Origin of the sequence: Aeromonas sp. QDB63, assembly GCF_027707425.1 — a bacterium.
GTDB lineage: Bacteria > Pseudomonadota > Gammaproteobacteria > Enterobacterales > Aeromonadaceae > Aeromonas > Aeromonas caviae.
In genome coordinates, this window is record NZ_JAPCIS010000026.1 from 37459 (window position 1) to 63244 (window position 25786).

At 63.4% G+C, this 25786-nt stretch carries 20 protein-coding genes; 16 read left to right on the forward strand and 4 right to left on the reverse strand.

The features are described from left to right. Positions 1-19 precede the first annotated feature (19 nt). The gene (gene sapA / locus PG879_RS15215; RefSeq protein ID WP_010674532.1) at positions 20-1615 is read right to left on the reverse strand and encodes an ABC transporter substrate-binding protein SapA; all 1596 of its coding nucleotides are present in this window, start codon (positions 1613-1615) and stop codon (positions 20-22) included. A gap of 136 nt (positions 1616-1751) precedes the next feature. Then, positions 1752-2792: a phage shock protein operon transcriptional activator gene (gene pspF / locus PG879_RS15220; protein ID WP_010674533.1), complete on the reverse strand. Its 1041-nt coding sequence runs from the start codon at positions 2790-2792 to the stop codon at positions 1752-1754. Positions 2793-2988: 196 nt separating this feature from the next. Here pspF and pspA point away from each other — a divergent pair, with 196 nt between their 5' ends. The 12 genes from pspA (at position 2989) to hutW (ending at position 14155) form a co-directional block, all read left to right on the forward strand. Then, on the forward strand, positions 2989-3669 hold the full coding sequence (pspA, locus tag PG879_RS15225; protein WP_010674534.1) for a phage shock protein PspA: 681 nt from the start codon (positions 2989-2991) through the stop codon (positions 3667-3669). A gap of 3 nt (positions 3670-3672) precedes the next feature. Further along, complete coding sequence (gene pspB, locus PG879_RS15230; RefSeq protein ID WP_005300084.1) at positions 3673-3909, forward strand: envelope stress response membrane protein PspB; 237 nt, start codon at positions 3673-3675, stop codon at positions 3907-3909. Between the two features lie 106 nt (positions 3910-4015). Beyond that, positions 4016-4420, forward strand: coding sequence for an envelope stress response membrane protein PspC (gene pspC, locus PG879_RS15235; RefSeq protein WP_010674535.1), 405 nt, complete (start codon positions 4016-4018; stop codon positions 4418-4420). 72 nt (positions 4421-4492) lie between these two features. After that, positions 4493-5899, forward strand: coding sequence for a YcjX family protein (locus PG879_RS15240; protein ID WP_010674536.1), 1407 nt, complete (start codon positions 4493-4495; stop codon positions 5897-5899). Between the two features lie 49 nt (positions 5900-5948). Then, positions 5949-6992, forward strand: a complete 1044-nt coding sequence (locus PG879_RS15245) for a YcjF family protein (protein ID WP_010674537.1) — start codon at positions 5949-5951, stop codon at positions 6990-6992. A 166-nt stretch (positions 6993-7158) separates the two neighbouring features. Continuing rightward, positions 7159-7953, forward strand: coding sequence for a phenylalanine 4-monooxygenase (phhA, locus tag PG879_RS15250; RefSeq protein ID WP_010674538.1), 795 nt, complete (start codon positions 7159-7161; stop codon positions 7951-7953). A gap of 41 nt (positions 7954-7994) precedes the next feature. Beyond that, the gene (locus PG879_RS15255; RefSeq protein ID WP_010674539.1) at positions 7995-8333 is read left to right on the forward strand and encodes a 4a-hydroxytetrahydrobiopterin dehydratase; all 339 of its coding nucleotides are present in this window, start codon (positions 7995-7997) and stop codon (positions 8331-8333) included. A gap of 142 nt (positions 8334-8475) precedes the next feature. Next, positions 8476-10023: a transcriptional regulator TyrR gene (gene tyrR / locus PG879_RS15260; protein WP_010674540.1), complete on the forward strand. Its 1548-nt coding sequence runs from the start codon at positions 8476-8478 to the stop codon at positions 10021-10023. 192 nt (positions 10024-10215) lie between these two features. Next, positions 10216-10764: a YfiR family protein gene (locus PG879_RS15265; RefSeq protein ID WP_029314443.1), complete on the forward strand. Its 549-nt coding sequence runs from the start codon at positions 10216-10218 to the stop codon at positions 10762-10764. Continuing rightward, positions 10761-12002 carry a diguanylate cyclase domain-containing protein gene (locus PG879_RS15270; RefSeq protein ID WP_210555832.1) on the forward strand — a complete coding sequence of 414 codons (1242 nt, stop codon included), beginning with the start codon at positions 10761-10763 and terminating at the stop codon, positions 12000-12002. The genes PG879_RS15265 and PG879_RS15270 overlap by 4 nt, the downstream gene beginning before the upstream one ends. 33 nt (positions 12003-12035) lie before the next feature. Continuing rightward, the gene (locus PG879_RS15275; protein ID WP_010674543.1) at positions 12036-12524 is read left to right on the forward strand and encodes an OmpA family protein; all 489 of its coding nucleotides are present in this window, start codon (positions 12036-12038) and stop codon (positions 12522-12524) included. Positions 12525-12799: 275 nt separating this feature from the next. After that, complete coding sequence (hutW, locus tag PG879_RS15280; protein WP_270830379.1) at positions 12800-14155, forward strand: heme anaerobic degradation radical SAM methyltransferase ChuW/HutW; 1356 nt, start codon at positions 12800-12802, stop codon at positions 14153-14155. 56 nt (positions 14156-14211) lie between these two features. Here the strand turns inward: hutW and xseA are convergent, their stop codons facing one another. Together xseA and PG879_RS15290 are read right to left on the reverse strand one after the other, a co-directional pair. After that, positions 14212-15576 carry an exodeoxyribonuclease VII large subunit gene (gene xseA / locus PG879_RS15285; RefSeq protein WP_069651154.1) on the reverse strand — a complete coding sequence of 455 codons (1365 nt, stop codon included), beginning with the start codon at positions 15574-15576 and terminating at the stop codon, positions 14212-14214. Between the two features lie 106 nt (positions 15577-15682). Continuing rightward, positions 15683-16591, reverse strand: coding sequence for a DMT family transporter (locus PG879_RS15290; protein ID WP_029314444.1), 909 nt, complete (start codon positions 16589-16591; stop codon positions 15683-15685). Between the two features lie 376 nt (positions 16592-16967). Here PG879_RS15290 and PG879_RS15295 point away from each other — a divergent pair, with 376 nt between their 5' ends. The 4 genes from PG879_RS15295 (at position 16968) to guaA (ending at position 25012) form a co-directional block, all read left to right on the forward strand. Continuing rightward, entirely contained in the window at positions 16968-20174 is a 3207-nt protein-coding gene (locus PG879_RS15295; protein WP_270830378.1) for an alpha-amylase family glycosyl hydrolase, read from the forward strand. Between the two features lie 799 nt (positions 20175-20973). Next, positions 20974-21609, forward strand: a complete 636-nt coding sequence (locus PG879_RS15300) for a YitT family protein (RefSeq protein ID WP_010674548.1) — start codon at positions 20974-20976, stop codon at positions 21607-21609. 265 nt (positions 21610-21874) lie between these two features. Then, entirely contained in the window at positions 21875-23338 is a 1464-nt protein-coding gene (gene guaB, locus PG879_RS15305) for an IMP dehydrogenase (protein ID WP_010674549.1), read from the forward strand. Positions 23339-23422: 84 nt separating this feature from the next. Then, on the forward strand, positions 23423-25012 hold the full coding sequence (guaA, locus tag PG879_RS15310; RefSeq protein ID WP_010674550.1) for a glutamine-hydrolyzing GMP synthase: 1590 nt from the start codon (positions 23423-23425) through the stop codon (positions 25010-25012). Positions 25013-25786: the final 774 nt, after the last annotated feature.

Here is a 25786-nt window from a genome sequence, read left to right on the forward strand (position 1 = left end):
GAGTGGTTATCTGTCATGGTCACTCCCGATGGGCCTGGTTGAAGGTGGTGCCACCAAAGGGCATCAGGGTCAGCCCCTGAATGTCGCTGCGACTCACCTGGGTTCTCAGGGCATGGGCCAGGGGAATGAGCGGCAACTGCTCGTTGAGCAGGGACTGGGCATAGTAATAGTTGCGCAGGCGGAAGGCGAGCTGCGGGGTGGTCACCGCATCGTCCAGCAGTTGATCGAAGGCGGGGCTGCACCAGCGGCTGTAGTTGTTGCCCCGCTCGACGGCGGCGCAGCTCAGCAACTGGCGGAAGAAGTTGTCCGGATCCGCGTTGTCGGCGATCCAGCCCGAGAGCAGGCTGTCATATTGTCCATGGGCGAGCCGGGTCTCGATGACCGGCCAGGCCTGCTGCACTATCTTGAGGCTCACCCCTATCTTGGCGAAATCGCTGCGCATCAGTTGCGCCGTCTTGAGGCCGTCCGGGTTGTAGGGACGGGCGCCGGGTTGCACCAGCACCTGCATCTCGAAGCCGTTGGGGTAGCCCGCGTCCTTGAGCAACTGGCGAGCGAGCTTGAGATCCGGCTTGCGCTGGGGCAGGGAGGGGTTGTAACCCCAGGAGAGGGGCGGCAGCAGGCTGGCAGCGCTCTGGCCGGTCTCGAAATAGACCGCCTGCAGCAGATTCTGCACATTGATGGCGCTGGCGAGGGCCTGGCGCACCTGCACCTTGTTGAACGGGGCCTTGCGGGTATTGAGGGCGAGGAAGGCGACGTTCATCCCCGACTGCACCGACAGATCCAGGTGGGAGTCTTTGTCGATCACCGACAGCTGGCTGGCAGAGGGAGTGCTCATCACGTCGCACTCGCCGGTCAGCAGCTTGGCAAGGCGCTTGGAGGATTTGGGCGTGATGTCGTAGATGAGCTGCTCCATTCTGGCCTCGCCGCCCCAGTAGCCGGGGTGACGCAGGTAGCGCACGAACTCGTTGTGGCGATACTCCTTGAAGCTGAAGGGGCCGGTGCCGATGGGGCGGCTGTCCAGCAGCGCCGGGGTGCCGGCCTTTAGCATCTGCTCCCCGTACTCGGCGGAGAGCACGATGGCGTAGTCGCTGGCCAGGGTGGCGAGGAAGGAGGCATCGGGGCGGTTCAGCTCGAACACCACCTCATAGGGCCCCTTCTTGTAGACCCGCTTGATGAGGTTGCCGAGCCCCAGGCTGTAAAAATAGGGGTACTCGCCGCCGGAGACGGCGTGGAAGGGGTGGTGTTCGTCCAGCAGACGCTGCCAGGTGAACAGGACGTCGTCGGCATTGAAGTGACGGGTCGGGCTGAACCAGGGGGTACGGTGGAAGGTCACTCCCTTGCGCAGGGTTAGGGTATAGGAGAGGCCGTCCTCGCTGCTTTGCCAGCGGGTGGCGAGCCCCCCTTCGATGCCGAGGGTGTTGGCATTGACCTCGAGCAGGCGATCGTAGATGGGACGGGCACTGGCATCCAGGGTCGCATCCGAATTGGCAAGCTGCGGGTTGAAGGTTCGGGGTGCCCCTTCGGCACAATAGATGAGCCCGGTTTTGGAGGCTTCATCGCGTTTCTGACAGCCGCTGACCAGGACCAGGAGACCAAGCAGCAGGGGGGTGAGCATTCTCATGTTGGAACCATGTTTTCAGACAAAGTTGCCCGCCAGGGGGCGGGCGCGTTGCGGGGGGCGGCCGGGCAGGCGCTCCCGTCGGGGGTGACGTGCGCCGCGTTATCCGCGCGCACAGACCCGGTGCCAGGCATCAGCCCGCCTCCTGGTTGCCACTGTTGTCATCCCCGTCCAGCAATTGATATTTGCGCAGCATCCCCCGGAACTGGTGATAGCTCAGGGCCAGCAACTGGGCTGCTTTGCGCTGATTATACTGGGATTGCTGCATCGCTTGCTTGAGTAAATTAATCTCGTACTCCGCCACCGCCCCTTTGAGATCCAGCGGCAGGGTCGGGGCCGTCTCTGCCGAGGTCGGCGCGTCGGTGGAAGGGGCGGCGTCACCTCGGGCACGGGGGCGCCAGGGGGAGTCAAAGGGATTGAGCACCAGCTCCGCCAGCGGCAGCTGGGGGTTGCCCTGGCGATAGAGGCTGCGCTCCACCACGTTCTTGAGCTCCCGCACGTTGCCCGGCCAGGGGTAATCTTGCAGCAGCTGGGTCGCCTTGCGCGAGAAGCCGGCAAAGAGCGGATACCCCAGCTCCCGGGTCATGCCGTGGGCGAAGTGCTCCGCCAGCATCAGGATGTCCTCGCGCCGCTCCCGCAGGGGGGGCAGGGTGATGACGTCGAAGGCGAGCCGGTCCAGCAGGTCGTGACGAAACCGTCCTTTCTGTGCCAGTGCTGGCAGATCCTCGTTGGTGGCGCACACCAGCCGCACATCCACCTTGAGGGGCTTGGCGCCGCCCACCCGCTCGAACTCCCCGTACTCGATGACCCGCAGCAGTTTTTCCTGCACCCGGGCGCTGGTGGTGGCCAGTTCGTCGAGGAACAGGGTGCCGCCGTCGGCCCGCTCGAAGCGCCCCTGATGACGCTTGGCGGCGCCAGTGAAAGAGCCCGCCTCGTGGCCGAACAGCTCGGTCTCTAGCAGGCTCTCGCTCAAGGTGGCGCAGTTGATGGTGACAAAGCTTTGATCCCAGCGATCCGAGAGATAATGTAGGCGGTGGGCGATGAGCTCCTTGCCGGTCCCCCGCTCGCCGATGATGAGTACGGGCTTGCGCAGCGGCGCGAGGCGCGATGCCTGCTCGATGATTTCTAGAAATGCGTTGGATTCACCCAACAGACTTTCCGTGGCCGTGGTCATCCCTGCCCCTGTGAGTTGAAAAATCTGGTTAATCTTACCAAAAGTTGGTTATTTTAATCATCACTTGTTTCCCAGGGACTTGAACTGCATTCTGAGTGCCCATATAAATCAACAAGTTAAATATTGTTCCAGATTGGCACACAAGTTGCCATTGTCAATGGAGACACAACCCGATGCCTATCACAGGAGTACAATCATGAGCATTTTTTCTCGCCTGGCCGACATCATCAATTCCAATCTGACGGCCCTGCTCGACAAGGCGGAAGATCCCCAGAAGATGGTGCGTCTGATCATCCAGGAGATGGAAGATGAACTGGTGAAGGAGCGCTCCAACCTGGCCCGCTTCCTCGCGAATCAAAAAGAGATCGGCCGTCAGGTGAGCCGCCATCAGGAGCGGGTCGCCGAGTGGCAGGGCAAGGCCGAGCTGGCCCTGACCAAGGGGCGCGAAGATCTGGCCCGGGCCGCCCTCATCGAGAAGAGCAAACAGGCGGAGCTTGCCGACGCCCTGTCTCGGGAACAGCAGGCGGTGGACAGCGGCATCGAGAAGCTGGGGGAGGAGATCCGCCAGCTGGAAGCCAAGCTGGAAGACGCCCGTGCCCGCCAGAAGGCGATGGCCATTCGCAGCGAAGCCGCCAGCAGCCGCCTCAACGTGCAAAGCCAGGTGGCTCGTGGCGACAGTCAGGCCGTGGTGAGCAAGTTCGAGCGCATGGAGCGCCGCATCGACGAGATGGAAGCCCGCGCCGATCTGGGGCAGTCCGACAAGGCGCTCGCCCAGCAGTTTGCCGAGCTGGAAGCGGACGACCAGATCAGCCGCGAGCTGGAAGCCATGCGCCAGAAGCTGGGCCAGCACAATCCGGCACCGAAACAGGGAGAGTAACAGATGGAAGATCTGCTGGGTGTATTGATGGTTCCCATGGTGGTCTTCATGGTGGTGGTGGCCCCCATCTGGCTGGTGCTGCACTACCGCGCCAAGGGACGCATTGGCGCCGGTCTTGCCGATGGTGAGCGTGAACAGCTGCAGGGCTTGCTGGTGCGTGCCGAGAAGATGCAGGAACGGGTCGGCGCCCTGGAGTCGATTCTGGATGCCGAGGTTCCTGGTTGGAGAAACAAGGTATGACGGTTTTCAATGAGAGATGTCATGACCGTGGCAAAAAGCCGGAGCGGGCCGAAACCGTATTGGCGTCGATTCTGGATGCGGAAGTCCCCGGTTGGAGGAACAAGGTATGAACAGTGTCAGTCGTGAAGGGCGCAACCTGTACCGGGATCCCCAGCGAGGCAAGATTGCCGGGGTCTGTGCCGGTCTGGCAGAGTACTTCGGGGTGGAGACCTGGATCGTGCGGCTGCTGGCCATCAGTGGTCTCATCTTCGCCGGTTTCATCACCTTCACCGCCTATATTGCCGCCTGGTTCCTGCTCGACAAGAAGCCGGTCACCCTCTACTCCCAGGAAGATGCCGAGTTCGCCGAGGTGCGGATGAAGGCGCGCAGCTGGCAGGCTGGCGTCACACCTCATCAGGCCCTTGCCCGCATCGGCCAGGAGCTGGATGCACTGGAGCCCAGGGTGCAGCGCATCGAGAAGCTGGTGACCTCCAAGGAGTTCACCCTGCAACGGGAGTTCAGCAAGCTCTAATCGTGCCGGGCCGCGAGGATACTGCCTCGCGGCCGTCTCTCTGATGTGATCACAAGGAGAAGAAGACCCGCCTTGATACGCAACAAACTCGAACACTCCTGGTCGGTGCTCCAGCACAAGGCCGTTGACGCGGTGAACCGGGCCCGGGATCGCCACATCAGGCTGGCGGTCACCGGCCTCTCTCGCAGTGGCAAGACCGCGTTTATCACGGCGCTGGTCAATCAACTGGAGCACGCGGCCATCGACGGTCGTCTGCCACTCTGGGACGCCCAGCGCCAGGGACGCATCCTTGGTGCTCGCCGGGTGCCCCAGCAAAACGTCCACATTCCCACCTTTCCCTACGAACGGGGCCTCGATGCCCTGTTTGGCGATCCGCCCGCCTGGCCCGCGCCGACCCGGGGGGTGGCCGAGGTACGCCTCGAGATCCGTTATCGCACCCGCCATCCGCTGCGTCGGCACCTGGGGGAGATCTCCACCCTCTATGTGGATCTGGTGGATTATCCCGGGGAGTGGCTGCTGGATTTGCCGCTGCTGGATCTGAACTACGAGCAGTGGAGCGAGCAGGTGCGGGAGCAACTGTGCCGCCCCGAGCTGCAAGCCCTGGCGGCAGGCTGGTTGACGCCGCACTGGCAGGCGGATCAAGCCTTCGAGGAGCGGGCCGCCAGCGAACTGGCCGCCCGCTACACCGATTATCTGCACGCCTGCAAGCAGGCGCTCGGGCTTCACCTCATCCAGCCCGGGCGTTTCGTGTTGCCCGGCGAGTATGCCGGTGCGCCGCTGCTGCAATTCGTGCCCTGGGTATGGGAGATGCCCACACACTCCCCCGAAGACGGCACCCTCTACGCCACCTTCAAGCAGCGCTTCGAGCAGTACAAGCAGCATCTGGTACAGGGCTTCTATGAGCAGCACTTTGCAGGCTTTGATCGCCAGATCGTGCTGGTGGACTGCCTGGCGCCCCTCAATGCCGGTGCCGCGAGCTTTGGTGACATGCAGCAGGCCATCGCCCGCATCATGGAGAGCTTCGCCTACGGCAAGAGCAACTGGTGGCGCCGTCTGTTCGCCCCGCGCATCGACAAGCTGCTGTTTGTGGCGAGCAAGGCCGATCACGTCACGCCGGAGCAGCACGGGCCTCTGGTGTCGCTCCTGCAGCACCTGGTGAGCCGTGGCCGGGGTCAGGCCCGCTTCGAGGGGATAGAGACCGAATGCCTGGCGCTGGCCGCCATCAAGGCCACCGAGGTGGGCAAGGGGGTGGCAGACGGACGGGAATTTCCCGCCATTCGTGGCACTACCCTCTCGGGCGAGCCCTTGCTGCTCTTCCCGGGGGAGGTGCCTGCCCAGATCCCGCCTGCGCAGTGGTGGAAAACTCAAGGGTTTGATTTTCAGGCCTTTCGCCCGTTGCCCATGAGCGCCCATCAGGCGCTCCCCCATATCCGGCTCGATGCGGCGCTGGAATTCCTGCTCGGGGATCACCTCGAATAACGGGTGGGTGGCCCGCTGTGCTCGAGGGGCGCCCACAGGAGAGAATGCGATGAACGATCAGACAAGATGGCGCACCGATGACGCCGCTCCCCTGCAAGGCAAGGTGACGCTGGAGCCCGCGCCCTCGGTGGCAAACGAAGCGCAGCCACCGGCCCCGGCCCGGCGGCTGGAAGAGGAGAGCTTCGAGCCTCTGGACGCGCTGGACGAGCTCACCGAGGTGGAACCCGCGCTTCACGTCAGGCCTCGGCGCCGCCATCGTCTGCTGGCCTGGGGGCTGGGCGGGGTGGGGCTGCTGTCGCTTGGCCAGTTTGGCGCTTTTCTGGTGGATCAGTTTGCCGCTTCCCCCTTCTGGGGCGGCGCCTGGCTGCTTGCCTCCGGCCTGGTGGCGGTAGGCACCGCCGGGGTAGCGGGGCGCGAATGGCTGCGGCTGCGCACCTTGAAGCGGCGCCAGGATGTGCGCTCAAGAGCCGAGGATCTGCTGGCCCACCAGGGGGTCGGTCAGGGGCAGGCCTTCTGCGAGGCCCTGGCCGAGAAGAGCGGTGACAAGGGGCGGGAAGGGTATCGCACCTGGTTATCCCAGCTTGACGAGAGCCACAGCGATCGGGAAGTGCTGACCCTCTACAGCCAGCTGGTGCTCACCGAGCGGGACAAGTTGGCCCAGGCCCGCGTCGCCAAATGGTCGGGGGAGGCCGCCGTGCTGGTGGCCCTGAGCCCGCTCGCCACGGTCGACATGATGCTGATGCTCTGGCGCAACCTGCGGATGATCGAGGACATCGCCGATGTCTACGCCATCGAGCTCGGCTACTGGAGCCGCATCCGCCTCATTCGTAAGGTGTTTCGCAACATGCTCTATGCGGGGGCCACCGAGCTGGTGACCGAGGTAGGGATGGATCTGCTGGGGGCCGAGCTGACCGCCAAGCTCTCCGCCCGCGCCGCCCAAGGTGTCGGGGCCGGGTTGCTCACCGCGCGCCTCGGGATGCGTACCATGGAAGCCTGTCGTCCGCTCCCCTGGTGTGCCGACGAGAAGCCGAAACTGGGGGAGTTGCGCAAGCGGCTGATCGGCCAGTTGGCGGGTTATCTCAACAAGTCGTGAGGTGGCTGGCACCCGACATGGATGTCACAAATTATTTACAATTGTCAAAAGCAGCCGACCCCGGGGTCGGCTGCTTTTTTGAGGGGCAAACCGTTACAGTGATCCCATGACTCAACGGCCAGTGACCGCCCGGATGGCGGCTGGCACCCGAAGGATGGGAGCACTCATGGCAAGTCTCTACACGGCCCGCCAACCGGATGGGCAGGGCCGGATCCACTACACGGACGAGGAGCATGGCACCTGGCGGATCCTGATTGCACGCCAGCTTGCGGCGCTCGATGGCAAGGCCTGCGACGAATACCAGGCCGGGTTGGCACGCCTCGACCTGCCTCTGAACCGTATCCCCCAGCTGGGCGAGATCAACGCCGCCCTGATGCCCGCCACCGGCTGGTCGGTGGCGGCGGTGCCGGCCCTCATCTCCTTTGATCACTTCTTCGCGCTGCTCGCTGATCGCCGTTTTCCCGTCGCCACCTTCATTCGCCGCCGGGACGAGCTCGACTACCTGCAAGAGCCCGACATCTTCCACGAGATCTTCGGCCACTGCGCCATGCTGACCAACCCGGCCTTTGCCCACTTCACCCACCTGTATGGTCGGCTCGGACTCCATGCCAGCAAGGAGGAGCGGGTCTATCTGGCGAGGCTCTACTGGTTCACGGTGGAGTTCGGTCTCCTGCAGGGGGAGGAGGGGCTGCGTATCTACGGCGGCGGCATTCTCTCCTCCATCGGCGAGACCGCCTATGCCCTCTCGGGCAAGCCCGAGCTGCAACCCTTCGATCTGCTGGAGATCCTGCGTACCCCCTATCGCATCGACATCATGCAGCCGACCTATTTCGTGCTGCCTCGTCTCGATACCCTCTATGGTCTGGAGGGGCAGGGGATCATGGCGGCCGTGGCCGAGGCCCGTCGTCTTGGCTTGCGTCCACCCCGCTTTGCCCCCGTTGCCGGCAAGCAGGCGAGCTAACCCGAATTCATTCCCACGATGTTTCATGAAAGGAGTCCCGAATGACTGAACTGGCGAGTCAACGATGCGAGGCGTGCCGCGCCGATGCCCCCAGGGTGAGCGATCAGGAGCTGGGGGAGCTGATGCACCTCATCCCCGACTGGCAGCCCCTGGTGGTCAACGGCGAGCTGCAACTGCGCCGTGAATTTGTGTTTCGCAACTTCAAGGAGGGGCTGGCGTTCACCAACCGCCTCGGAGAACTGGCGGAGGCGGAGTTCCATCATCCGGCGATCTTGCTTGAATGGGGCAAGGTGACCGTGAGCTGGTGGACCCACAAGATAGGCGGCTTGCATCGCAACGACTTCATCATGGCAGCCCGCACCGACGGGCTGATGAAGTAACCGCCATCTGGCGCCAACGCAGACAGGGCTTGCCCGGTGAAAGCGGGGCAGGCCCGCATTTTTATGGGGGAGCGCTCGCACTGGCGGGATCGAGTCTGTATTATCCCGTTATTCAGAATGTTAGCTAGGAAGTGTGTGCCGAATGCGTCTTGAAGTCAGCTGTGAAGACCGTCTGGGCCTGACCCGGGAATTGCTCGACCGACTGGTGGAGCACAACATCGATCTGCGCGGCATCGAAATCGATACCTCAGGCATCATCTATCTCAATTTCCCCGAGCTGGAGTTCCGTGACTTTCAGCATCTGATGCCGGAAATTCGCCGCATTCCCGGCGTCTATGACGTCAAGACCATCCCCTACATGCCCTCCGAGCGGGAACACCACGAGATAGAGGCCCTGCTCAAGGCGCTGCCGGACCTGGTCTTCTCCCTCGACAGCAAGGGGCGGGTGACCCAGGCCAACCAGGCCGCCCTCACCACCCTGGCGTTGCCACCGGACGAGGTGCGCGGCGTGGCGATCGCCTCCCTGGTCAAGGGCTTCTCGTTTGGCCGCTGGCTGGAGTCGGGGGAGATCAAGCCCCAGACCTGCAAGCTGAGCCTCGGTGGCGAAGAGTACCTGGGCGATCTGATGCCGCTGTTCGTGGCCGAAGAGAAGGGCAAGCAGGCTCTGGCCGGCGCCGTAGTGGTGCTCAAATCCGCCCGCCGGGTCGGCATGCACTTCAGTGCCCTGCACGCGGTGGAAGTGGGGGGCTTTGAGCACCTCCAGGCCGAGAGCCAGAAGATGAAAGAGGTGCTGGCCCAGGCAGCCAAGCTCGCGATGCAGGACGCTCCCTTGCTCATCGTGGGGGAGACCGGCACCGGCAAGGAGTTGCTGGCCCGGGCCTGCCACGGCGCCAGCCTGCGCTCCAGCCACCCCTTCATGGCGCTCAACTGCGCGGCCATGCCGGACAACGTGGCCGAGAGCGAGCTGTTCGGCTATGCCCCCGGCGCCTTTGGCAACAACACCGAGGGCAAGCGCGGGGTGCTGGAGCTGGCCAGCGGCGGCACCCTGATGCTGGACGAGATCGGCGACATGTCCCCCCATCTGCAGACCAAGTTCCTGCGGGTGCTGCAAGATGGCGTGTTTCGCCGGGTCGGTGACGAGCAGGAGGTGAGGGTCAACGTGCGCTTCATCTGCACCACCCAGAAGCAGTTGCTGGATCTGGTTCATGAAGGGAAGTTTCGCGAAGATCTCTACTACCGCCTCAATGTGCTTAGCCTCAATCTGCCGCCGCTGCGCGAGCGCAAGGCGGACATCATGGCCCTGGCCCAGCAGTTCGTGTCGCGCTTTGCCAGCGAACTGCAGCGCCCGCGTCCGCGCTTTACCCGCAACATGGCCGAGTACCTCACCGCCTACCGCTGGCCCGGCAACGTGCGCCAGTTGCGCAACTGCCTCTATCGGGCCATGACCCTGCTGGAAGGGGACGAGATTGGACCCGAGCACGTGGACTTGCCGGTGGCGGCCGATGCCATGCCGCTCATCGACGAGTGGTTCGAAGGGGGGCTCGACGAGGCGGTGAAGCGTTTCGAGAGCCGCCTGCTGGAGCGGCTCTACCCGGCGTTCCCCTCCACCCGCCAACTGGCCAAGCGGCTCGGTGTCTCCCATACCGCCATCGCCAACAAGCTGCGCGAATATGGGATTGGCAAGAAGTAGTGTCGATGGACGGTGTCTGCCTGGGGCATTGAGCGCCTTGCTGGCACGGCTGCGACGCCCGGTGACGCAGCCGTGCCACTTGCCTCTGGGGGCTGGCCACCCGGCTGGTAAGCTCGGTGCGGTGCCATGCAGGCACTCTCATCATGGGCGTCGGGTTACCCCGGCGCCGACCTTGACACTCTCGCGGGCACCATGCAGATGTTTTGTTACCTCCGGTTACTGATGTGGCTGGCGCCACTGTGCTGCATGCTGATGCTGGCAAACCTGACCGTGGCGGCGACCTCCGCCGAGGCGCGCAGTGACATGGTGCGCCAGACCGTGCTCGATATCCTCAGTTACACCCGCTGGCCCAGCGAGCCCGCCAGACTTCGGCTCTGCATCACGGCGCCGACGGAATATGCGTCATCCCTTCTGACCATCGAACGGCAGGCCAATGGCCGACCGGTGGAGGTGCATCGCTACGACATGGGCGATGAGGCGCTGATCCAGCGCTGCGATGTCATCTATCTGGGGGTGCTGGCACCGGCACAGCGCCTCTCCCTGTTCGAGCGCCTGCGCGGTCACGCCATCCTCAGCATCAGTGAGCAGAGCCGCGAATGCATCGCCGATGCGGTCTTCTGTCTGCAGGCCGGGGAGGAGAGGGTGCGTTTTCGGGTCAATCTGGATGCGCTGGCCCGCAGCGGTGTGCGAGTGCACCCGGCCGTGCTCAAGCTAGCGCGAGCCGATGAGGAGGTGCGATGACGGTCCATCACGCCACTCCCCGGCTTACCCTGCGACAGAGTCTGGGGCGCACCCACATGATGATCTCCCTGACTGCCGTCTGCATGGCCGGGTTGTTTCTGACCGTCACGGCGCTGCTGGCGCTGCGCCTTTATGCGGATCACAACCTCAAGCTGGTGGCGCGGGCCATCAGCTACACCACTGAGGCGGCCGTGGTCTTCCATGACAAGGAGGCGGCACTGGATGCCCTGGAGACCATCACCTCCCGGGAAGACATAGCCAGCGCCAGCATAGTGCTGCCGGACGGCCAGGTGCTGGCGAGCTGGCGCCGGGACATCACTACCCCCTGGACCACCCTGGAGCAGCACCTGGCCCGCCTGATCCTGCCGGGGCCCGTGGCGCTCCCCATGGTGCGCGAGCACAAGGAGATAGCCAGGGTGCATCTGGTCGGTCACGGCCAGTACCTGTTGCGATTCCTATTGCAGACCTTGCTGGCTACCCTGGTGTGCCTGCTCATCAGTATTCTCGGGGCACTCCATGTGGCGCGCCGGATGCAACGCTCCATCACGGCACCCCTCAAGGCCCTGACCGAGGTGGCTTACAACGTCAGCCGCCAGCGGGCCCTCAAGGAGCGGGTGCCGGCGGCCAATATCGCCGAGCTGCACGAGCTGGGCGAGGATTTCAATTCGCTGCTCGATGAGCTGGAAGCCTGGCAGGCCCACCAGAAGCGGGAGAACGCCAGCCTGCTGCATCAGGCAACCCATGATCCCCTGACCGGTCTGCCCAACCGCGCTCTGTTCGAGGCTCGCATGGAGCAGGCCATCCTGGCAGGCAACAAGGGGCATGAAGGTTTTGCCCTGCTCTATCTGGATTGCGATCGTTTCAAGCAGATCAATGACAACCTGGGCCACAGCATCGGCGACGAAGTGCTGATCGCCGTGGCGCGGCGGGTGCAGCATCAGCTCAGGCCCCTGTATCTGGTCTGCCGGCTGGGGGGAGATGAGTTCGTCATCCTCCTGACCCCGATCCATGGGGAGGACGAGGTGCGCGAGGTGATAGGGCGAGTGCAGCAGGCCATGAACACCCCCGTGGTATTGAGTGACGGTCGCCATCTCGGGGTGGGGATCAGCATCGGCTCTGCCCGCTATCCCGAGCAGGGGAAGACGGCGGATGCCCTGCTGCAATGGGCAGACGACGCCATGTATCAAGCCAAACGACAACGCAGGGAGGAGAGAGAAACACGAAAAACGAGCACGTGAAGTTGAACCGGAAATAGTGAAAGGATGATAAGAATGCGCATGTTGAACCCGATCAAAGCGGGCCTGGTGGCACTGTTGCTGAGTGTGCTGGCGGCGTGCCAGAGCCCTCCCCAGGGGCTCACGGCGGAGCAGATCGCCGCCTTGAAGGAGCAGGGATTTCACCTGACCGACGAGGGATGGACCCTGGATATCTCCAACAAGGTGCTGTTCGCCAACAATGTGGGGGCCCTCAACCCCGAGACCCGCCAGGTGGTGGAGAAACTCGGCAAGGCCCTGATTGAGGTAGGACTGAACCGGGCCCGGGTGGACGGTCATACCGACTCCAACGGTGATGAGGCCTACAACCAGCAACTCTCCCTCAAGCGGGCACGGTCGGTGGCCGATGTCCTGGTGTCGGTGGGTATGCCACAGGGGAACCTGGATATCCGCGGCCGCGGAGAAGAGGCGCCCATCGCCGACAACGCGACCGCTGCCGGGCGAGCGGAAAATCGCCGGGTTGCCATCATCATCGGCAATGGCTGACCCCCGTCAGCCGGTATCGGCGCGGCGCTCCCGTCAGGAGCCTTGAATCAACCGCCCGATCCTGTGTGTGCCACCACTCTCCAGTGGGAGAGTGGCTCTCTTCCCTTGTTGTTTCACGCTTTCCTTGCCTGACGCGCTGTTGCCCTGATGGGGACAGAGTGACGGCTCAATCCTTCCCGACTTGATCCAGCACAAATACCTGCAACTGATATTCGTTATCATTTGCGTTATTTACGCAGGGTAACCCAGTGACGACTCTCCAGCTTTCTTCGACCATGACGGGGCTTTGTACCCCGGATCCCCTCAAATTCGCCTTCACCGCCAAGACGTCGGCCCATGCCAGCCGGGGAGGGACCGCCCCCCTGATGCTGGACGATGCCGGCTGGCAAGCCTGGTGGCAGCAGGAGAGCGAGGCCAAGGCCCGAGCGCTCTATATCCATATCCCGTTTTGCCGCAAGCGCTGCAGTTTTTGCAACTTCTTCGAAAACGGCGCCAATCCGGCGCGCATGAGCCGCTACATGGAGGCACTCTGCGGGTCGCTGCGCCAGGCAGCCGAGACGCCGCTTGTCCAGAGCCGGCCTTTCTCGGCGGTCTATGTGGGGGGCGGTACGCCAACCGACATGGCGGCGGGCGATCTCGCCCGCCTGGCCAGCGTCATCCGCCGTTTTCCCCTGACCGTGGATGCGGAACTGACCCTGGAGGGGCGACTCAACGGCTTTGATGACGAGAAGTGGCAGACGGCCCTGGCGGGCGGTTTCAACCGCTTCTCGTTCGGCGTGCAGAGTTTTGATACCCGCGTGCGCCAGCAGGCGGCCCGCTTCGATGACAGGGAGACCTTGCTGTCCCGGCTGGCGGCGCTGACCCGCCACAACGAGGCGGTGATCGTGGCGGATCTCATCTTCGGTCTGCCGGGGCAGGATGAGGCCGTGTGGCGCCAGGATATCGCGGATGTGATGGCGAGCGGGGTGCACGGGGTTGATCTCTATCAACTCATCTCCATGGCGGGCACCAACCTGGCGCGCGCCGACGAGAAAGGCACCCTGGGCTGGGCCGCCGATGGCCAGCAGCGGGCAGTCATGTATGCCGACGGGGCCCGGACGCTGGAGGCGGGGGGCTGGGAGCGGCTCTCCTGCAGCCACTGGCGGCGCACCGATGCCGAGCAGAGCCGCTATAACCAGATGGCCAAGTGGGGCGCCGAGATCCTGCCCTTCGGCGCAGGGGCGGGGGGCAACATTCACGGCCACGGCCTCATGTACGGCCGGGATCTGGCGCCCTGGCACGAGGCGCAGGCGGGGGGCGTGCGTGCTCCCGGCATGGTGATGAGGCCCAATCCCGATGCCCGTCTCGACGGGCTGCTGCGAGGGGGGCTCGATACCGGATGGCTGGCGTTGTCGCAATTGCCACAGGGGCTGGTCTCCCACCTGATGCCGCTCTTTGAGGCCTGGCAGCGACACGGGCTGGCACGGCTCTCGGCCGATCGTCTCGCCCTCACCCTGGCGGGGCGTTTCTGGAACGTCAATCTGCAGGCCGGGTTGTTCGAGTATCTGAGGTGCAATCCACCGGGGGGGATCAAGGAGGGCGCGAAGCCATCCGGCCACCCGGGCAAGATGGCCGGTCATGCCCTGGTATAACGGGCTATCGGAGCACAGAAAGGAGGCGGGGGCCTGGTGCAGGCCCCCGCTTTTTGTCAGCGGTTGTCGACCTCGTCCACCCGTACCCGCAGCACTCCCTCTGCGAGGGTGGTGATCAGGGTCTGGCCTGCATTGACCTGGGATGCGCGGCGGATCACCTCCCCGGAGGGGGTGCGCACGATGGCGTAACCGCGCCCCAGGGTGGCCAGCGGGCTGATGCCGTCGAGGCGGGCTCCCAGCATGGCGAGGCGGTGGCGGGCGAGATCCTGGCGTTTTGCGATGAGGGCATGGAGGCGCTCCTCGGCCAGCTGGTGACGACGTTTGCCGATGGCCAGCCGCTTTTCGGGGCTTCTGGCCTGCAGGCGCATGGCGAGGCCCGCGAGGCGCCGCTCCCCCTGGTGCAGGCGATCACGCAGGTGCTGCTGCAAGCGGCGGTCGAGCTCGTCGAGGCGCTGGGACTGCTGCTCCAGCCGTCGCTTGGGATCCTGATGATCGAGCCGCTTCTGCAGCAGGACGAAGCCATGGCGGGCGGCGACCTGGTGACGGCTCATGGCCTGGGTGAGCCGCTGGCGCAGGTGCACGAGGCGCTGGGCGCGGGTGCTCCTGTCCGGCGCGACCAGCTCGGCGGCGGCAGAGGGGGTGGGGGCACGAAGGTCGGCGGCAAAGTCGCTGATGGTGACGTCCACCTCATGTCCTACGGCGCTCACCACGGGGATGGCGGAGCCTGCGATGGCCCGTGCCACCGCCTCTTCGTTGAAGCACCAGAGATCTTCAAGGGAACCGCCGCCGCGTCCGACGATGAGCACATCCACCTCGGCGCGGCGGTTGGCAAGCATGATGGCCGAGACGATCTGGGCGGTGGCGGCGCTCCCCTGCACCTGGGTCGGGTAGATGAAAACGGGCAAGTCCGGGGCGCGGCGTTCAAGCACCGTCAGCATGTCGTGCAGGGCGGCGCCTGTGGCGGAGGTGACCAGCCCGACGGCGCGGGGTTCCCGGGGCAAGGGGCGCTTGCGCCCTTCGTCAAAGAGCCCTTCGGCCCCGAGGCGGCGCTTGAGCTCCTCGAAGCGCAGGGCCAGCATGCCATCCCCGGCGGGCTGCATGGACTCGATGATGAGCTGGTAGTCGCCCCGGGGTTCATAGAGGGAGACTCGCGCCTGCACCAGCACCTGCATGCCATCCTGGGGACGGAACGGCACCCGGCGGTTGTTGCCCTTGAACATGGCGCAGCGCACCTGGGCCGACATGTCCTTGAGGGAGAAGTACCAGTGGCCGGAACTTGGCATCGCCAGGTTGGAGAGCTCGCCGGTGAGCCACACCAGCCCCAGATCCTGCTCCAGGATCATGCGCACGGCGCTGTTGAGGCGGGTGACGGTGAAGATCTGCTGTTGTCTGCTCTGACTGGCGGGTTCGAGGTGATTCAAGGCTGGCCCTGCTGTGGTGTCCGCCGGGGCGGGAGAAACGATGGGGGTCATCTTACCCCAGTTGCGCCCATCTGCCGAGCCATGGGCCCGGCAGATGACGCGGAGCCTAGGCTTGTGCCTTGGCCGACTTGACGGCTCTGGCGGGGCTGGTCACCAGCCAGACCGCGAGGCAGACCACGGCGCCGCCGAACACGAAGCCGCCGGTGAGGGTTTCCCCCAGCACCAGATAGCCCCACAGGATGCCGAAGGGCGGAATGAGGAAGGTGACAGTGAGGCTTCGCAGGGGGCTGATGTCGGCGATCAGCCTGAAATAGAGAAGATAGGCGAAGGCGGTACAGAGGAAGCCGACCGCCAGCACGCTGGCCCAGACCCCAGGCTGGGCCCAGTCGACGGCGGGGCCGGTCGCCAGGGTGTAGCCGAAGAAGGGAAGCAGGAAGAGGACGGCCCCTATCTGGCTGCCAAAGGCCACCAGTTTGGCGTCCAGGCCTCCCCGCTCGGTGACCCAGCGTCTCGTCAGGAAGCCGGCGCAGCCATAGCAGGCGGTGGCGATGAGGCAGGCCAGCACCCCGATGGCCAGTTGGCCGCTCAGGTCGACCTCCCCGGTGGTGGTGATGAGCCCGATGCCCACCAGCCCCAGCATGACCCCGGCCCACTTTCGCAAGGTCAGCGTCTCGTGAAAGAAGGAGAAGCCGATGAGGGCGCCCATCAGGGGCGTGGTGGCGTTGAGGATGGCGGAATACCCTGCGGGCAGCCAGAGGGCCGCCACGGCATACATCAGGAAGGGGACGCCGGAGTTGATGATGCCAAGCACCATGATGGATTTGAGCTTGCCCTGAAACTGCATGGGGGTGCGCAGCAGCAGGAGCATGGCGGCGAGCCCGACGAGGGCGAAGAAGACCCGCAGGAAGGTGGTGTTGACCGAGCCGAACGCCGGCGCCGCGATGCGCATGAACAAAAAGCTGGCACCCCAGATGGCTGCCAGCGCGAGCAATCTCCCGTAATCCGATGGTCTCATCGTTTCTCCCTGAATGAACCGCCCTGTTGCCCGAGATGGCAAGGGGGATTGCATCATGGGGGCAAGTGTCCCCGGTGGCAACGGCGCCGTGCAGGAGGCAGGGGCTGACCCTGTGCCCGAGGTGGTCGCGGAGGGCGGCCATCTTGCTCTCCCCGATGGGGGTGCCCCTCACTTCTGCGCCAGGAAATGAAAGCGCTATCAATCACATACAGCCCATGACGAGGTCGACAGTGGTCACATTTTGCGCGTGCTGGCCATTAATTGGCCATGGGGGACTCTAGACTGGTCGGGCTCATCTGAAGGCGGGACGTTGCGGATGGGGGAATGCCGGGACACACCGGCATCACACACAAACAATGAAAATAAAGGACTATCAATGGCTAGATGGATACTCGCGGCCGGATTGTTGGGAACCCTGATCACGGCGCCGAGCACGGCGGCGGAGTGGTTCTTCCGGGGCACCGCGAATGGATGGGCGGCGACCGCCATGACGTCGACGGACGGCGTCAATTTTGATACCTGTCAGCGCTTCGTGAGCGGGGATGCCAGCGGCGGCCCGCGCTTCAAGATAGACAGGTACGGCAACTGGCAGCAGAGCTACCCGGCGGCCGACTACGGGGTCAATGCCAACACGGCGTACCAGATCCGCATCAACGCGAGCACCCAGGCGGTGAGCGTGACGGCGGTGGCCAGTTGCGAGGCTTCGGGGTTTGCCAGCACCTTGCCGCAGCTCAACGTGCGCGGCACCTTCAACGGCTGGGCCAGCCTCCCCATGACCCTGGTAGGGGATCACCTGTGGCAGGTGGAAGCCTACCTGGATGGCAAGGCGAGCCAGCGCCTCAAGTTTGATCAGGCTGGCGACTGGGCCGTCAACTTTGGCGACAGCAACGGCGACGGCGTGCTGGAGAAAAGTGGCGGCGACATCTTCTGGAGCGCCGTGGGCACGGTGCGCATCCAGGTCAACGATCAGACCCTGGCCTACAGCATCACCCCCCTCGGGGATGACAACCAGCCGCCGCTCGCGGTCATCACCCCGGGGGGGACGGTGAACGTGACCCAGGGGGCGTCGCTCACCTTGAGCGGCAGCGACTCCACGGATCCCGACGGCCAGATCGCGAGCTATCTGTGGAGCAGCGGCGAGACCACGGAGAGCATCGTCGTCAACACCACCCAGACCGGCACCTTCACCTATGGCCTCACTGTCACCGACGATCAGGGCGCCAAGGGCAGCAGCAGCGTGAGTGTGGTGGTCGGGGCAGGACAGAGCAGCGACAGCTGGTACTTCCGGGGCACGGCCAACAACTGGGGGCTCACCCCCATGACCAGCGAGGATGGCACCACCTTCTGCACCGAGCAGGCCTTTGGCAGCAACAACCCCCGCTTCAAGATTGACCACAAGGGGGACTGGAGCGAGGCGTATCCGGCCCAGGATTACCTGGTCAGCGCCAACACCAGTTATCGCATCTGCTTTGACAGCCTGCGCAAGGCCATCGAGGTGGAGACGCTGGCCGGGGCCGATCTGCAGGCCCCCACGGTGACGGCCACCCCGTCTCCGGGGAGTTATGTGGACAGTCAGTCCATCACCCTGGGAGTGAGCGACGATCAGGACAGCGCCCCCGCCGTGCATTTCACGACGGACGGCAGCCAGCCCACCACGGCATCGGCCCGCTATGCAGGCCAGCCCCTGGTGGCGAGTGACAAGGGGAGCGGCACCGATCTGGTGATCCGCACCTTTGCCATCGACGCCAGCGGCAATCAGCGCGAGCAGCGCTTCGAGTACCGTATCGGCGAGCAGGGGGTGGCGAGCGGCGATTTTCGCGCCGAGAGCATCTACTTCCTGCTGACTGCCCGCTTCTATGATGGCGATGCCAGCAACAACTACTACAACCGGGATCGCTACAAAGCGGGGGATCCCCAGTGGCGTGGCGACTTCAAGGGGTTGATCGCCAAGCTCGACTACATCAAGGATCTCGGCTTCACCGCCATCTGGGTGACGCCGCCGGTGGAGAACCGCTCCGGCCTCGACTACCACGGCTACCATGCCTACGACTTCTACCGGGTCGATCCCCGTCTGGAGTCGCCGGGGGCGGGTTACCGGGAGTTCATCCAGGCGGCTCACGCCAAGGGGCTCAAGGTGATCCAGGATGTGGTGCTCAACCACTCGAGCCAGTACGGCCTGCGCGGCAAGACCTGGATCGATCGCCTGCCCGTCAAATACTACGTACCGGCGGGGTCGAGCCAGGGGCTCATCAACAATGGTCCCTATCAGGGCAATCTCGGGGATTACGCCAGCGCCAATCGCTGTGACGACGACAACCCGGCGGCGCCCGACTGGTACAAGGCCCGCTGCCAGTCCGATCCGGCGGGCACCCAGCCCCTGGTAGACCCCAAGACCGGCGCCACCGTGCCGAGCGCAGGCTACAACCCAAACCGCTTCTTCGGCATCGACGCCCAGACCCTGGATCCCGCCTGGTATCACCTGGACGGTTTCATGTCAGGCGGTGACTGGGAGAGCCCGCTCGCCCTGCAGCGCAAGCACATGGCGGGGGACTGCATCGATCTCGCCACCGGCAACCAGAACGTCAAGGACTACCTCAACGGCGCCATTCGTCAGTACCTCGACATGGGGGTCGATGCCATCCGTATCGATACCTTGAAGCACATCGAGCGGGACGAACTGCTGACCTATGTCCATGACTGGCAGGCCCACAAGCCGGGGCTGTTCGTCTTTGGCGAAAACCTGGTCAAGGGCACCGGCTGGGGCTCTGAGCTCGCCAACGACAATGCCTCGGCGGTGATCCGCCCCTGGTGGTATACCCGCACCACGCCGAACCCGGCCAATCCCCGTGCAGGGGGTGATTCAGGCCTCTCGGTGCTGGACTTCTCCCTCTTCTCCACCTTCCGTGACAACGTCACCCGGGGGAACTTTGGCGGGGTAGGGGGGATCTTCGCCATGGACTGGGTCTATGGGGATGCCACCAAGCTCATCACCTTCTTCCAGAACCACGACGTGGGGCCGGACAATGACTTCAAGTACCGCTACGGCGGGGAAGAGGGGAATGCGGCCATGACCTACAACCTGCTCTGGACGGCGCGGGGGATCCCGACCCTCTACTACGGGGAGGAGGTGATGTTCCAGGCGGGCAAGCCCCAGGACATCGACGGGGCCACCATGACGGTGGATCAGACCGGTCGTGCCTACTACGGGGAGGTGCTGGACAACCCCGCCACCCCGAGCCACCCGCTCTATCAGCACATCAAGCGCCTGAACCAGATCCGCAAGGCGGTGCCCGCCCTGCAAAAGGCGCCCATGAGCCAGGTGAACGAGTGGGGGAGCGGCATCAGCTTCGTGCGTGATCTGAGCGCCCAAGGGAGCTACGCTGCCGTGGGCGTTGCGGCCAACTCGGCCCAGCAGATAAACCTGAGTGGCCTGAAGAACGGCACCTACACGGACGCGGTAACCGGTGCGAGCCAGAGCGTCAGCAACGGCAGCCTGAGCTTTGCGGTGCCCGCCTATTCGGCGCGGGTCTGGGTACTGAACGGCCCGGGCAAGGTGGGCGCGGACGGCAAATACCTCAAGTAAGGAAGCCCTGTCACAGGGAGCAGCGAGTCGGCCTTCGGGCCGACTTTTTTATTCTGCCTTCTGCCTATGCCTGAATGGATGCCCCATCCTGATGGGACTCTGGCTGCGGAGGGGCTGGTGAATGGGCAGACCTGTGGACTCGCGACCAGCACGCTCATGGGCAGGGGGCTAGAGGGAAGGGGAGTGGTGCATCCGCCGCCCGAGTCACTCCATGCTCTGCATATTGCAGTGCTCATGGCAGTGAGCAAAGCGGTGCCCATACCGCCTTTGCGCCGCGGTGCAAGGCAAACTGTGCCACTCGGTTGATCTATATTGGTGCAATTGCACTTTATTGGTGCGATCCATCCACATCCGCCCCTGGAGCCCGCCCCGAAGAAACACGCCGTATAGCCCTCGGGCTTACCCCATGACAGGCATCATCCATGCTGAAAAGCGGCATCGTATCGACATGATCTGCCGAAAAACCGGACTGTGAAGGGGATACCACGAGGCCTTTCTCGGTGACTCGGGTAAACATGCTGCGCCACCATGATGGCCGATCACTGAAGTAGTGCATTCGGTCTGCACATTGCGTATTTATCAGAATTTAAATCCGATTATTTATGGTGTCGCGGACTCTTGTTTTGATTGGCGCTCTTTTTGCTGTGCCTTGTCATCCCCATGATGGCGACATCAGGGGGCGGGGGAGCGCAAGATTGGGGGTTGGGACGGCAAGGTGAATGGGTCGCCGCCATCAGCCCCAATGCGGCCTGGTTGTCGGGCAACGGATGCCACCATCAAATCGGATCTAAGGAGTCATATGGAAGGTGAAATGACCATGCAGCCAGCGGCCGCGGGCAGGGGGCTGGCCCATACCCTCAAGGACGATGTCTACGGCATGGTGCTCGGGGTCATGTTTATCGCCGTGGGGCTCAATCTGCTCAAGTGTTCCGGCATGATCACCGGCGGCATCGCGGGCATCGCCCTGCTGATCGCCCATGTCAGCACCCTGCCCATCGGCGTGCTCTTCTTCCTGGTGAACCTGCCCTTCATGGTGTTCTGCTACGTCACCATGGGGCGCGCCTTCACCCTCAAGACGCTGATCGTCAACGTCGCCCTCTCGGCGGCCACCCAGGCGGTGCCGCTGCTGCTGACGGTGAGCTATGTCCATCCCCTGTTTGCCGCCCTGGTGGGGGGAACCTTCCTCGGCATGGGGGTCTTGTCTCTGGCGCGCCACAATGCCTCCGTGGGGGGCACCGGCGTGGTGACGCTCTGGCTGCAACGGCGCACCGGCATCAATGCAGGAAAGAGCCAGATGGTGCTGGATGTGCTGGTGTTTGCGCTCTCTCTGCTCACCCTGCCGCTTCCCCTGCTGCTCTGGTCAACCCTGAGTGCGCTGGCCATGAACGCCATGCTGATGAACTGGCACAAGCCGGGCCGCTATCAGGGGAACTGACCGCCGGTCTGGCTGACGGCTGTGAGTGGAAAAAAGGCCGTTCCGGGAGACTGGCGGCAGAAAGGGGCTCAACGGCAAAAAAGATCATCTTGTCGGGAAAAACGGCATGGTTACGGCTGAATTTATTGGTTTTTTGCCCTGTTGGTGGCGTTAAATCGGGCTACGCCATAAAAAATTCAAAAAACTTCTTTACCACTGCCCAATGCATGAGTAAAATTTGTCGGCAATATTTTACACCCCCACTCCTCAACGGTGAGATATTGCCATGCTCAGGATTGCCAAAGAAGCGCTGACCTTCGACGATGTACTGTTGGTTCCAGCCCACTCCACTGTTCTCCCCAATACCGCCGACCTGCGTACCAAGCTCACGTCTGCGATCACGCTGAATATCCCGATGATCTCCGCTGCCATGGACACAGTGACCGAAGCCCGTCTGGCTATCGCACTGGCCCAGGAAGGCGGCATCGGCTTCATTCACAAGAACATGTCCATCGAGCAGCAGGCTGCCGAAGTGCGCAAGGTCAAGAAGTACGAGAGCGGCGTGGTCAGCGACCCCGTTACCGTGCGCCCTGACATGACCATCGCCCAGATCAAGGAGCTGAGCCACAAGAACGGTTTCGCCGGTTACCCCGTGGTGACTGACGGCAACCAGCTGGTGGGTATCATCACCGGCCGTGACGTGCGCTTCGTCATCGATCTCTCCCAGACCGTCGAACAGATCATGACCCAGAAAGATCGTCTGGTGACCGTGCGTGAAGGGGCCCCTCGTGAAGAGGTGGTGGCTCTGATGCAAAAGCACCGCATCGAGAAGGTGCTGGTGGTCAACGGCGACTTCAAGCTCAAGGGCATGATCACCGTGAAGGACTTCCAGAAAGCCGAGCGCAAGCCCAACGCCTGTAAAGACGAGCGTGGCCGTCTGCGGGTCGGTGCCGCCGTCGGTGCCGGTGCCGGCAACGAAGAGCGCGTCGCCGCCCTGGTGGAAGCCGGTGTGGACGTGCTGCTGATTGACTCCTCCCACGGCCACTCCCAGGGCGTGCTGGATCGCATCAAGGCGACCCGTGAAGCCTATCCTGACCTGCAGATCATCGGCGGCAACGTCGCCACCGCCGCTGGCGCCAAGGCGCTGGTGGAAGCGGGTGTCAACGCCGTCAAGGTCGGTATCGGCCCGGGCTCCATCTGTACTACCCGTATCGTGACCGGCGTGGGCGTGCCCCAGATCACCGCCATCTCCGACGCCGTCGACGCCCTGGAAGGCACCGGCGTGCCGGTGATTGCCGATGGCGGCATCCGCTTCTCCGGCGACGTGGCCAAGGCCATCGCCGCGGGCGCAAGCTGCGTCATGGTGGGCTCCATGTTTGCCGGTACCGAAGAGGCGCCGGGCGAGATCGAGCTCTATCAGGGCCGCTCCTTCAAGTCCTACCGCGGCATGGGCTCTCTGGGTGCCATGTCCAAGGGCTCCAGCGACCGTTACTTCCAGACCGACAACGCCGCCGACAAGCTGGTGCCGGAAGGGATCGAAGGGCGCGTGCCGTACAAGGGCCGCCTCAAAGAGATCATCCACCAGCAGATGGGCGGCCTGCGCTCCTCCATGGGTCTGACCGGCAGCGCGACCATCGACGACATGCGCACCAAGGCCGAGTTCGTGCGCATCTCGGGCGCCGGGATGAAAGAGTCCCACGTTCACGACGTGACCATTACCAAAGAAGCCCCCAACTACCGGATGGGCTGATGAAACGGGGCTCTGCGCCCCGTTTTTCCACCCTTTTTTTATCCCGTGCTTTTTGTGACAACATCAGCCTGATGCAGGAATAAAATGACTAAAGACATTCACGCCCACCGTATCCTTATCCTGGATTTCGGTTCCCAGTACACCCAGCTCATCGCCCGTCGCGTCCGTGAAATCGGCGTCTACTGCGAGCTGTGGGCCTGGGACGTAACCGAAGAGCAGATCCGCGAGTTCAATCCGAGCGGCATCATCCTCTCCGGCGGCCCGGAATCAGTGACCGAGGCGGGCAGCCCGCGCGCCCCCGAGTACGTGTTCAACGCCGGTGTGCCGGTGTTCGGTATCTGCTACGGCATGCAGACCATGTCCGAGCAGCTCGGCGGCAAGGTGCAGTCCTCCAACCTGCGTGAATTCGGCTACGCCCAGGTCGAAGTGCTGGGCCAGTCCGGCAAGACCAGCGCCCTCTTGCGCAACATCGAAGACGCCATTGCCGACAACGGCAATGCCCTGCTGGACGTCTGGATGAGCCACGGCGACAAGGTCACCGAGATCCCCGCCGGCTTCACCACCATCGCCCAGACCGCCACCTGCCCCCATGCCGCCATGGCCGACGAGGCCAAGCGCTTCTACGGCGTGCAGTTCCACCCGGAAGTGACCCACACCCGTCAGGGTGCCCGTATGCTGGAACACTTCGTCAAGGACATCTGCGGCTGCGAATGCCTCTGGACCCCGGCCACCATCATCGACGACGCCGTTGCCCGCATCCGCGAGCAGGTGGGTGACGACGAGGTGATCCTGGGCCTCTCCGGCGGCGTGGACTCCTCCGTGGTCGCCATGCTGGTGCACCGCGCCATCGGCGATCGCCTGACCTGCGTCTTCGTCGACAACGGCCTGCTGCGCCTGAACGAAGGCCAGCAGGTGATGGACATGTTCGGCGATCACTTCGGCCTGAACATCATCAAGGTCGACGCCGAAGAGCGCTTCCTCTCCGCCCTCGCGGGCATTGACGAGCCGGAAGCCAAACGCAAGACCATCGGCCGCGTCTTCGTCGAAGTGTTCGACGACGAGTCCAAGAAGCTCAAGAACGCCAAGTGGCTGGCCCAGGGCACCATCTACCCGGACGTCATCGAATCCGCTGCCAGCAAGACCGGCAAGGCCCACGTCATCAAGTCCCACCACAACGTCGGCGGCCTGCCGGAAGAGATGAAGATGGGTCTGGTGGAGCCGCTGCGCGAGCTGTTCAAGGACGAAGTGCGCCGTGTCGGCCTCGAACTCGGCCTGCCCTACGACATGCTCTACCGTCACCCCTTCCCGGGTCCTGGCCTGGGCGTGCGTGTGCTTGGCGAAGTGAAGAAAGAGTACTGCGACCTGCTGCGCAAGGCTGACGCCATCTTCATCGAAGAGCTGCGCAAGGCCGACCTCTACAACCAGGTCAGCCAGGCGTTCGCCGTCTTCCTGCCGGTGCGCTCCGTCGGCGTCATGGGCGATGGCCGCAAGTACGACTGGGTCATTGCGCTGCGCGCCGTCGAGACCATCGACTTCATGACCGCCCACTGGGCCCACCTGCCGTACGACTTCCTCGGCCACGTGTCGAACCGCATCATCAACGAGATCAACGGCATCTCTCGCGTGGTGTACGACGTCTCCGGCAAGCCGCCCGCAACCATTGAGTGGGAATAAAAGGCGTGGGAATAAGCGGCTAACGCCTCTCTCCCAGCGGTAACGCAAAACTGTCAAAAAGGCGCCCTTGAGGCGCCTTTTCTTTTTCCAATCGTTTGCGAGAAAATTTTGCTCCTGGCGAAGGGGTGAGGGCTCTGTTGCCAATGTTGTCGTGGTGAGTGCCCGAGTCGATCGGCAGAACCTCATCTATCGCATCCACACACGGCGGCAGGTTGTGGTTTCTCCGGGCAGAGGAAAGGCTTTGCTGCATAGCCTCTGAAGGCCATCCACGAGTGTTATGCCCAGAAAGTTAAGTGCCACTGTGTCCAGCATCAAAAGATGGGAAGGGAGCACTCCTTCAAAATCCCCCCAAGTGATAGCAGGCGTACCAGTTACCGTTTCAAATGCAAAACCATGGTGCCGCTGCCCAACCCGATCCACGGGGAAGCCGTGGTGCAGATCTTCCAATCCCTGGATGGTTCGGCCCATATCACCGCCATCACCCCGATCTGATTTGGCTACGGGGCAAAGCGGGGAGGGGTCATAGCCTCCAACCAGTTGGCTCCAACACCCAACAATAAGAAAGACACCCGAGTAGTGTCTTTTCATTTTCATATCGTTTGCGTGGTAAAGTAGATTTCCTAAGGAAGGTGCGAATAAGCGGGGAAATTCTTCTCGGCTGACTCAGTCATTTCATTTCTTCATGTTTGAGCCGATTTTTTCTCCCGTAAATGCCTTGAATCAGCCTATTTAGACCGTTTCTTCGCCATTTAAGGCGTTATTCCCAGTTTTTAG

Bases quoted from the DNA above. Each gene is read 5' to 3' on its own strand.
- sapA (WP_010674532.1), bottom strand. From the start codon at position 1,615: ATGCTCACCCCCCTGCTGCTTGGTCTCCTGGTCCTGGTCAGCGGCTGT.
- pspF (WP_010674533.1), bottom strand. From the start codon at position 2,792: ATGACCACGGCCACGGAAAGTCTGTTGGGTGAATCCAACGCATTTCTA.
- pspA (WP_010674534.1), top strand. From the start codon at position 2,989: ATGAGCATTTTTTCTCGCCTGGCCGACATCATCAATTCCAATCTGACG.
- pspB (WP_005300084.1), top strand. From the start codon at position 3,673: ATGGAAGATCTGCTGGGTGTATTGATGGTTCCCATGGTGGTCTTCATG.
- pspC (WP_010674535.1), top strand. From the start codon at position 4,016: ATGAACAGTGTCAGTCGTGAAGGGCGCAACCTGTACCGGGATCCCCAG.
- PG879_RS15245 (WP_010674537.1), top strand. From the start codon at position 5,949: ATGAACGATCAGACAAGATGGCGCACCGATGACGCCGCTCCCCTGCAA.
- phhA (WP_010674538.1), top strand. From the start codon at position 7,159: ATGGCAAGTCTCTACACGGCCCGCCAACCGGATGGGCAGGGCCGGATC.
- PG879_RS15255 (WP_010674539.1), top strand. From the start codon at position 7,995: ATGACTGAACTGGCGAGTCAACGATGCGAGGCGTGCCGCGCCGATGCC.
- tyrR (WP_010674540.1), top strand. From the start codon at position 8,476: ATGCGTCTTGAAGTCAGCTGTGAAGACCGTCTGGGCCTGACCCGGGAA.
- PG879_RS15265 (WP_029314443.1), top strand. From the start codon at position 10,216: ATGCAGATGTTTTGTTACCTCCGGTTACTGATGTGGCTGGCGCCACTG.
- PG879_RS15270 (WP_210555832.1), top strand. From the start codon at position 10,761: ATGACGGTCCATCACGCCACTCCCCGGCTTACCCTGCGACAGAGTCTG.
- PG879_RS15275 (WP_010674543.1), top strand. From the start codon at position 12,036: ATGCGCATGTTGAACCCGATCAAAGCGGGCCTGGTGGCACTGTTGCTG.
- hutW (WP_270830379.1), top strand. From the start codon at position 12,800: ATGACGGGGCTTTGTACCCCGGATCCCCTCAAATTCGCCTTCACCGCC.
- PG879_RS15290 (WP_029314444.1), bottom strand. From the start codon at position 16,591: ATGAGACCATCGGATTACGGGAGATTGCTCGCGCTGGCAGCCATCTGG.
- PG879_RS15295 (WP_270830378.1), top strand. From the start codon at position 16,968: ATGGCTAGATGGATACTCGCGGCCGGATTGTTGGGAACCCTGATCACG.
- PG879_RS15300 (WP_010674548.1), top strand. From the start codon at position 20,974: ATGGAAGGTGAAATGACCATGCAGCCAGCGGCCGCGGGCAGGGGGCTG.
- guaB (WP_010674549.1), top strand. From the start codon at position 21,875: ATGCTCAGGATTGCCAAAGAAGCGCTGACCTTCGACGATGTACTGTTG.
- guaA (WP_010674550.1), top strand. From the start codon at position 23,423: ATGACTAAAGACATTCACGCCCACCGTATCCTTATCCTGGATTTCGGT.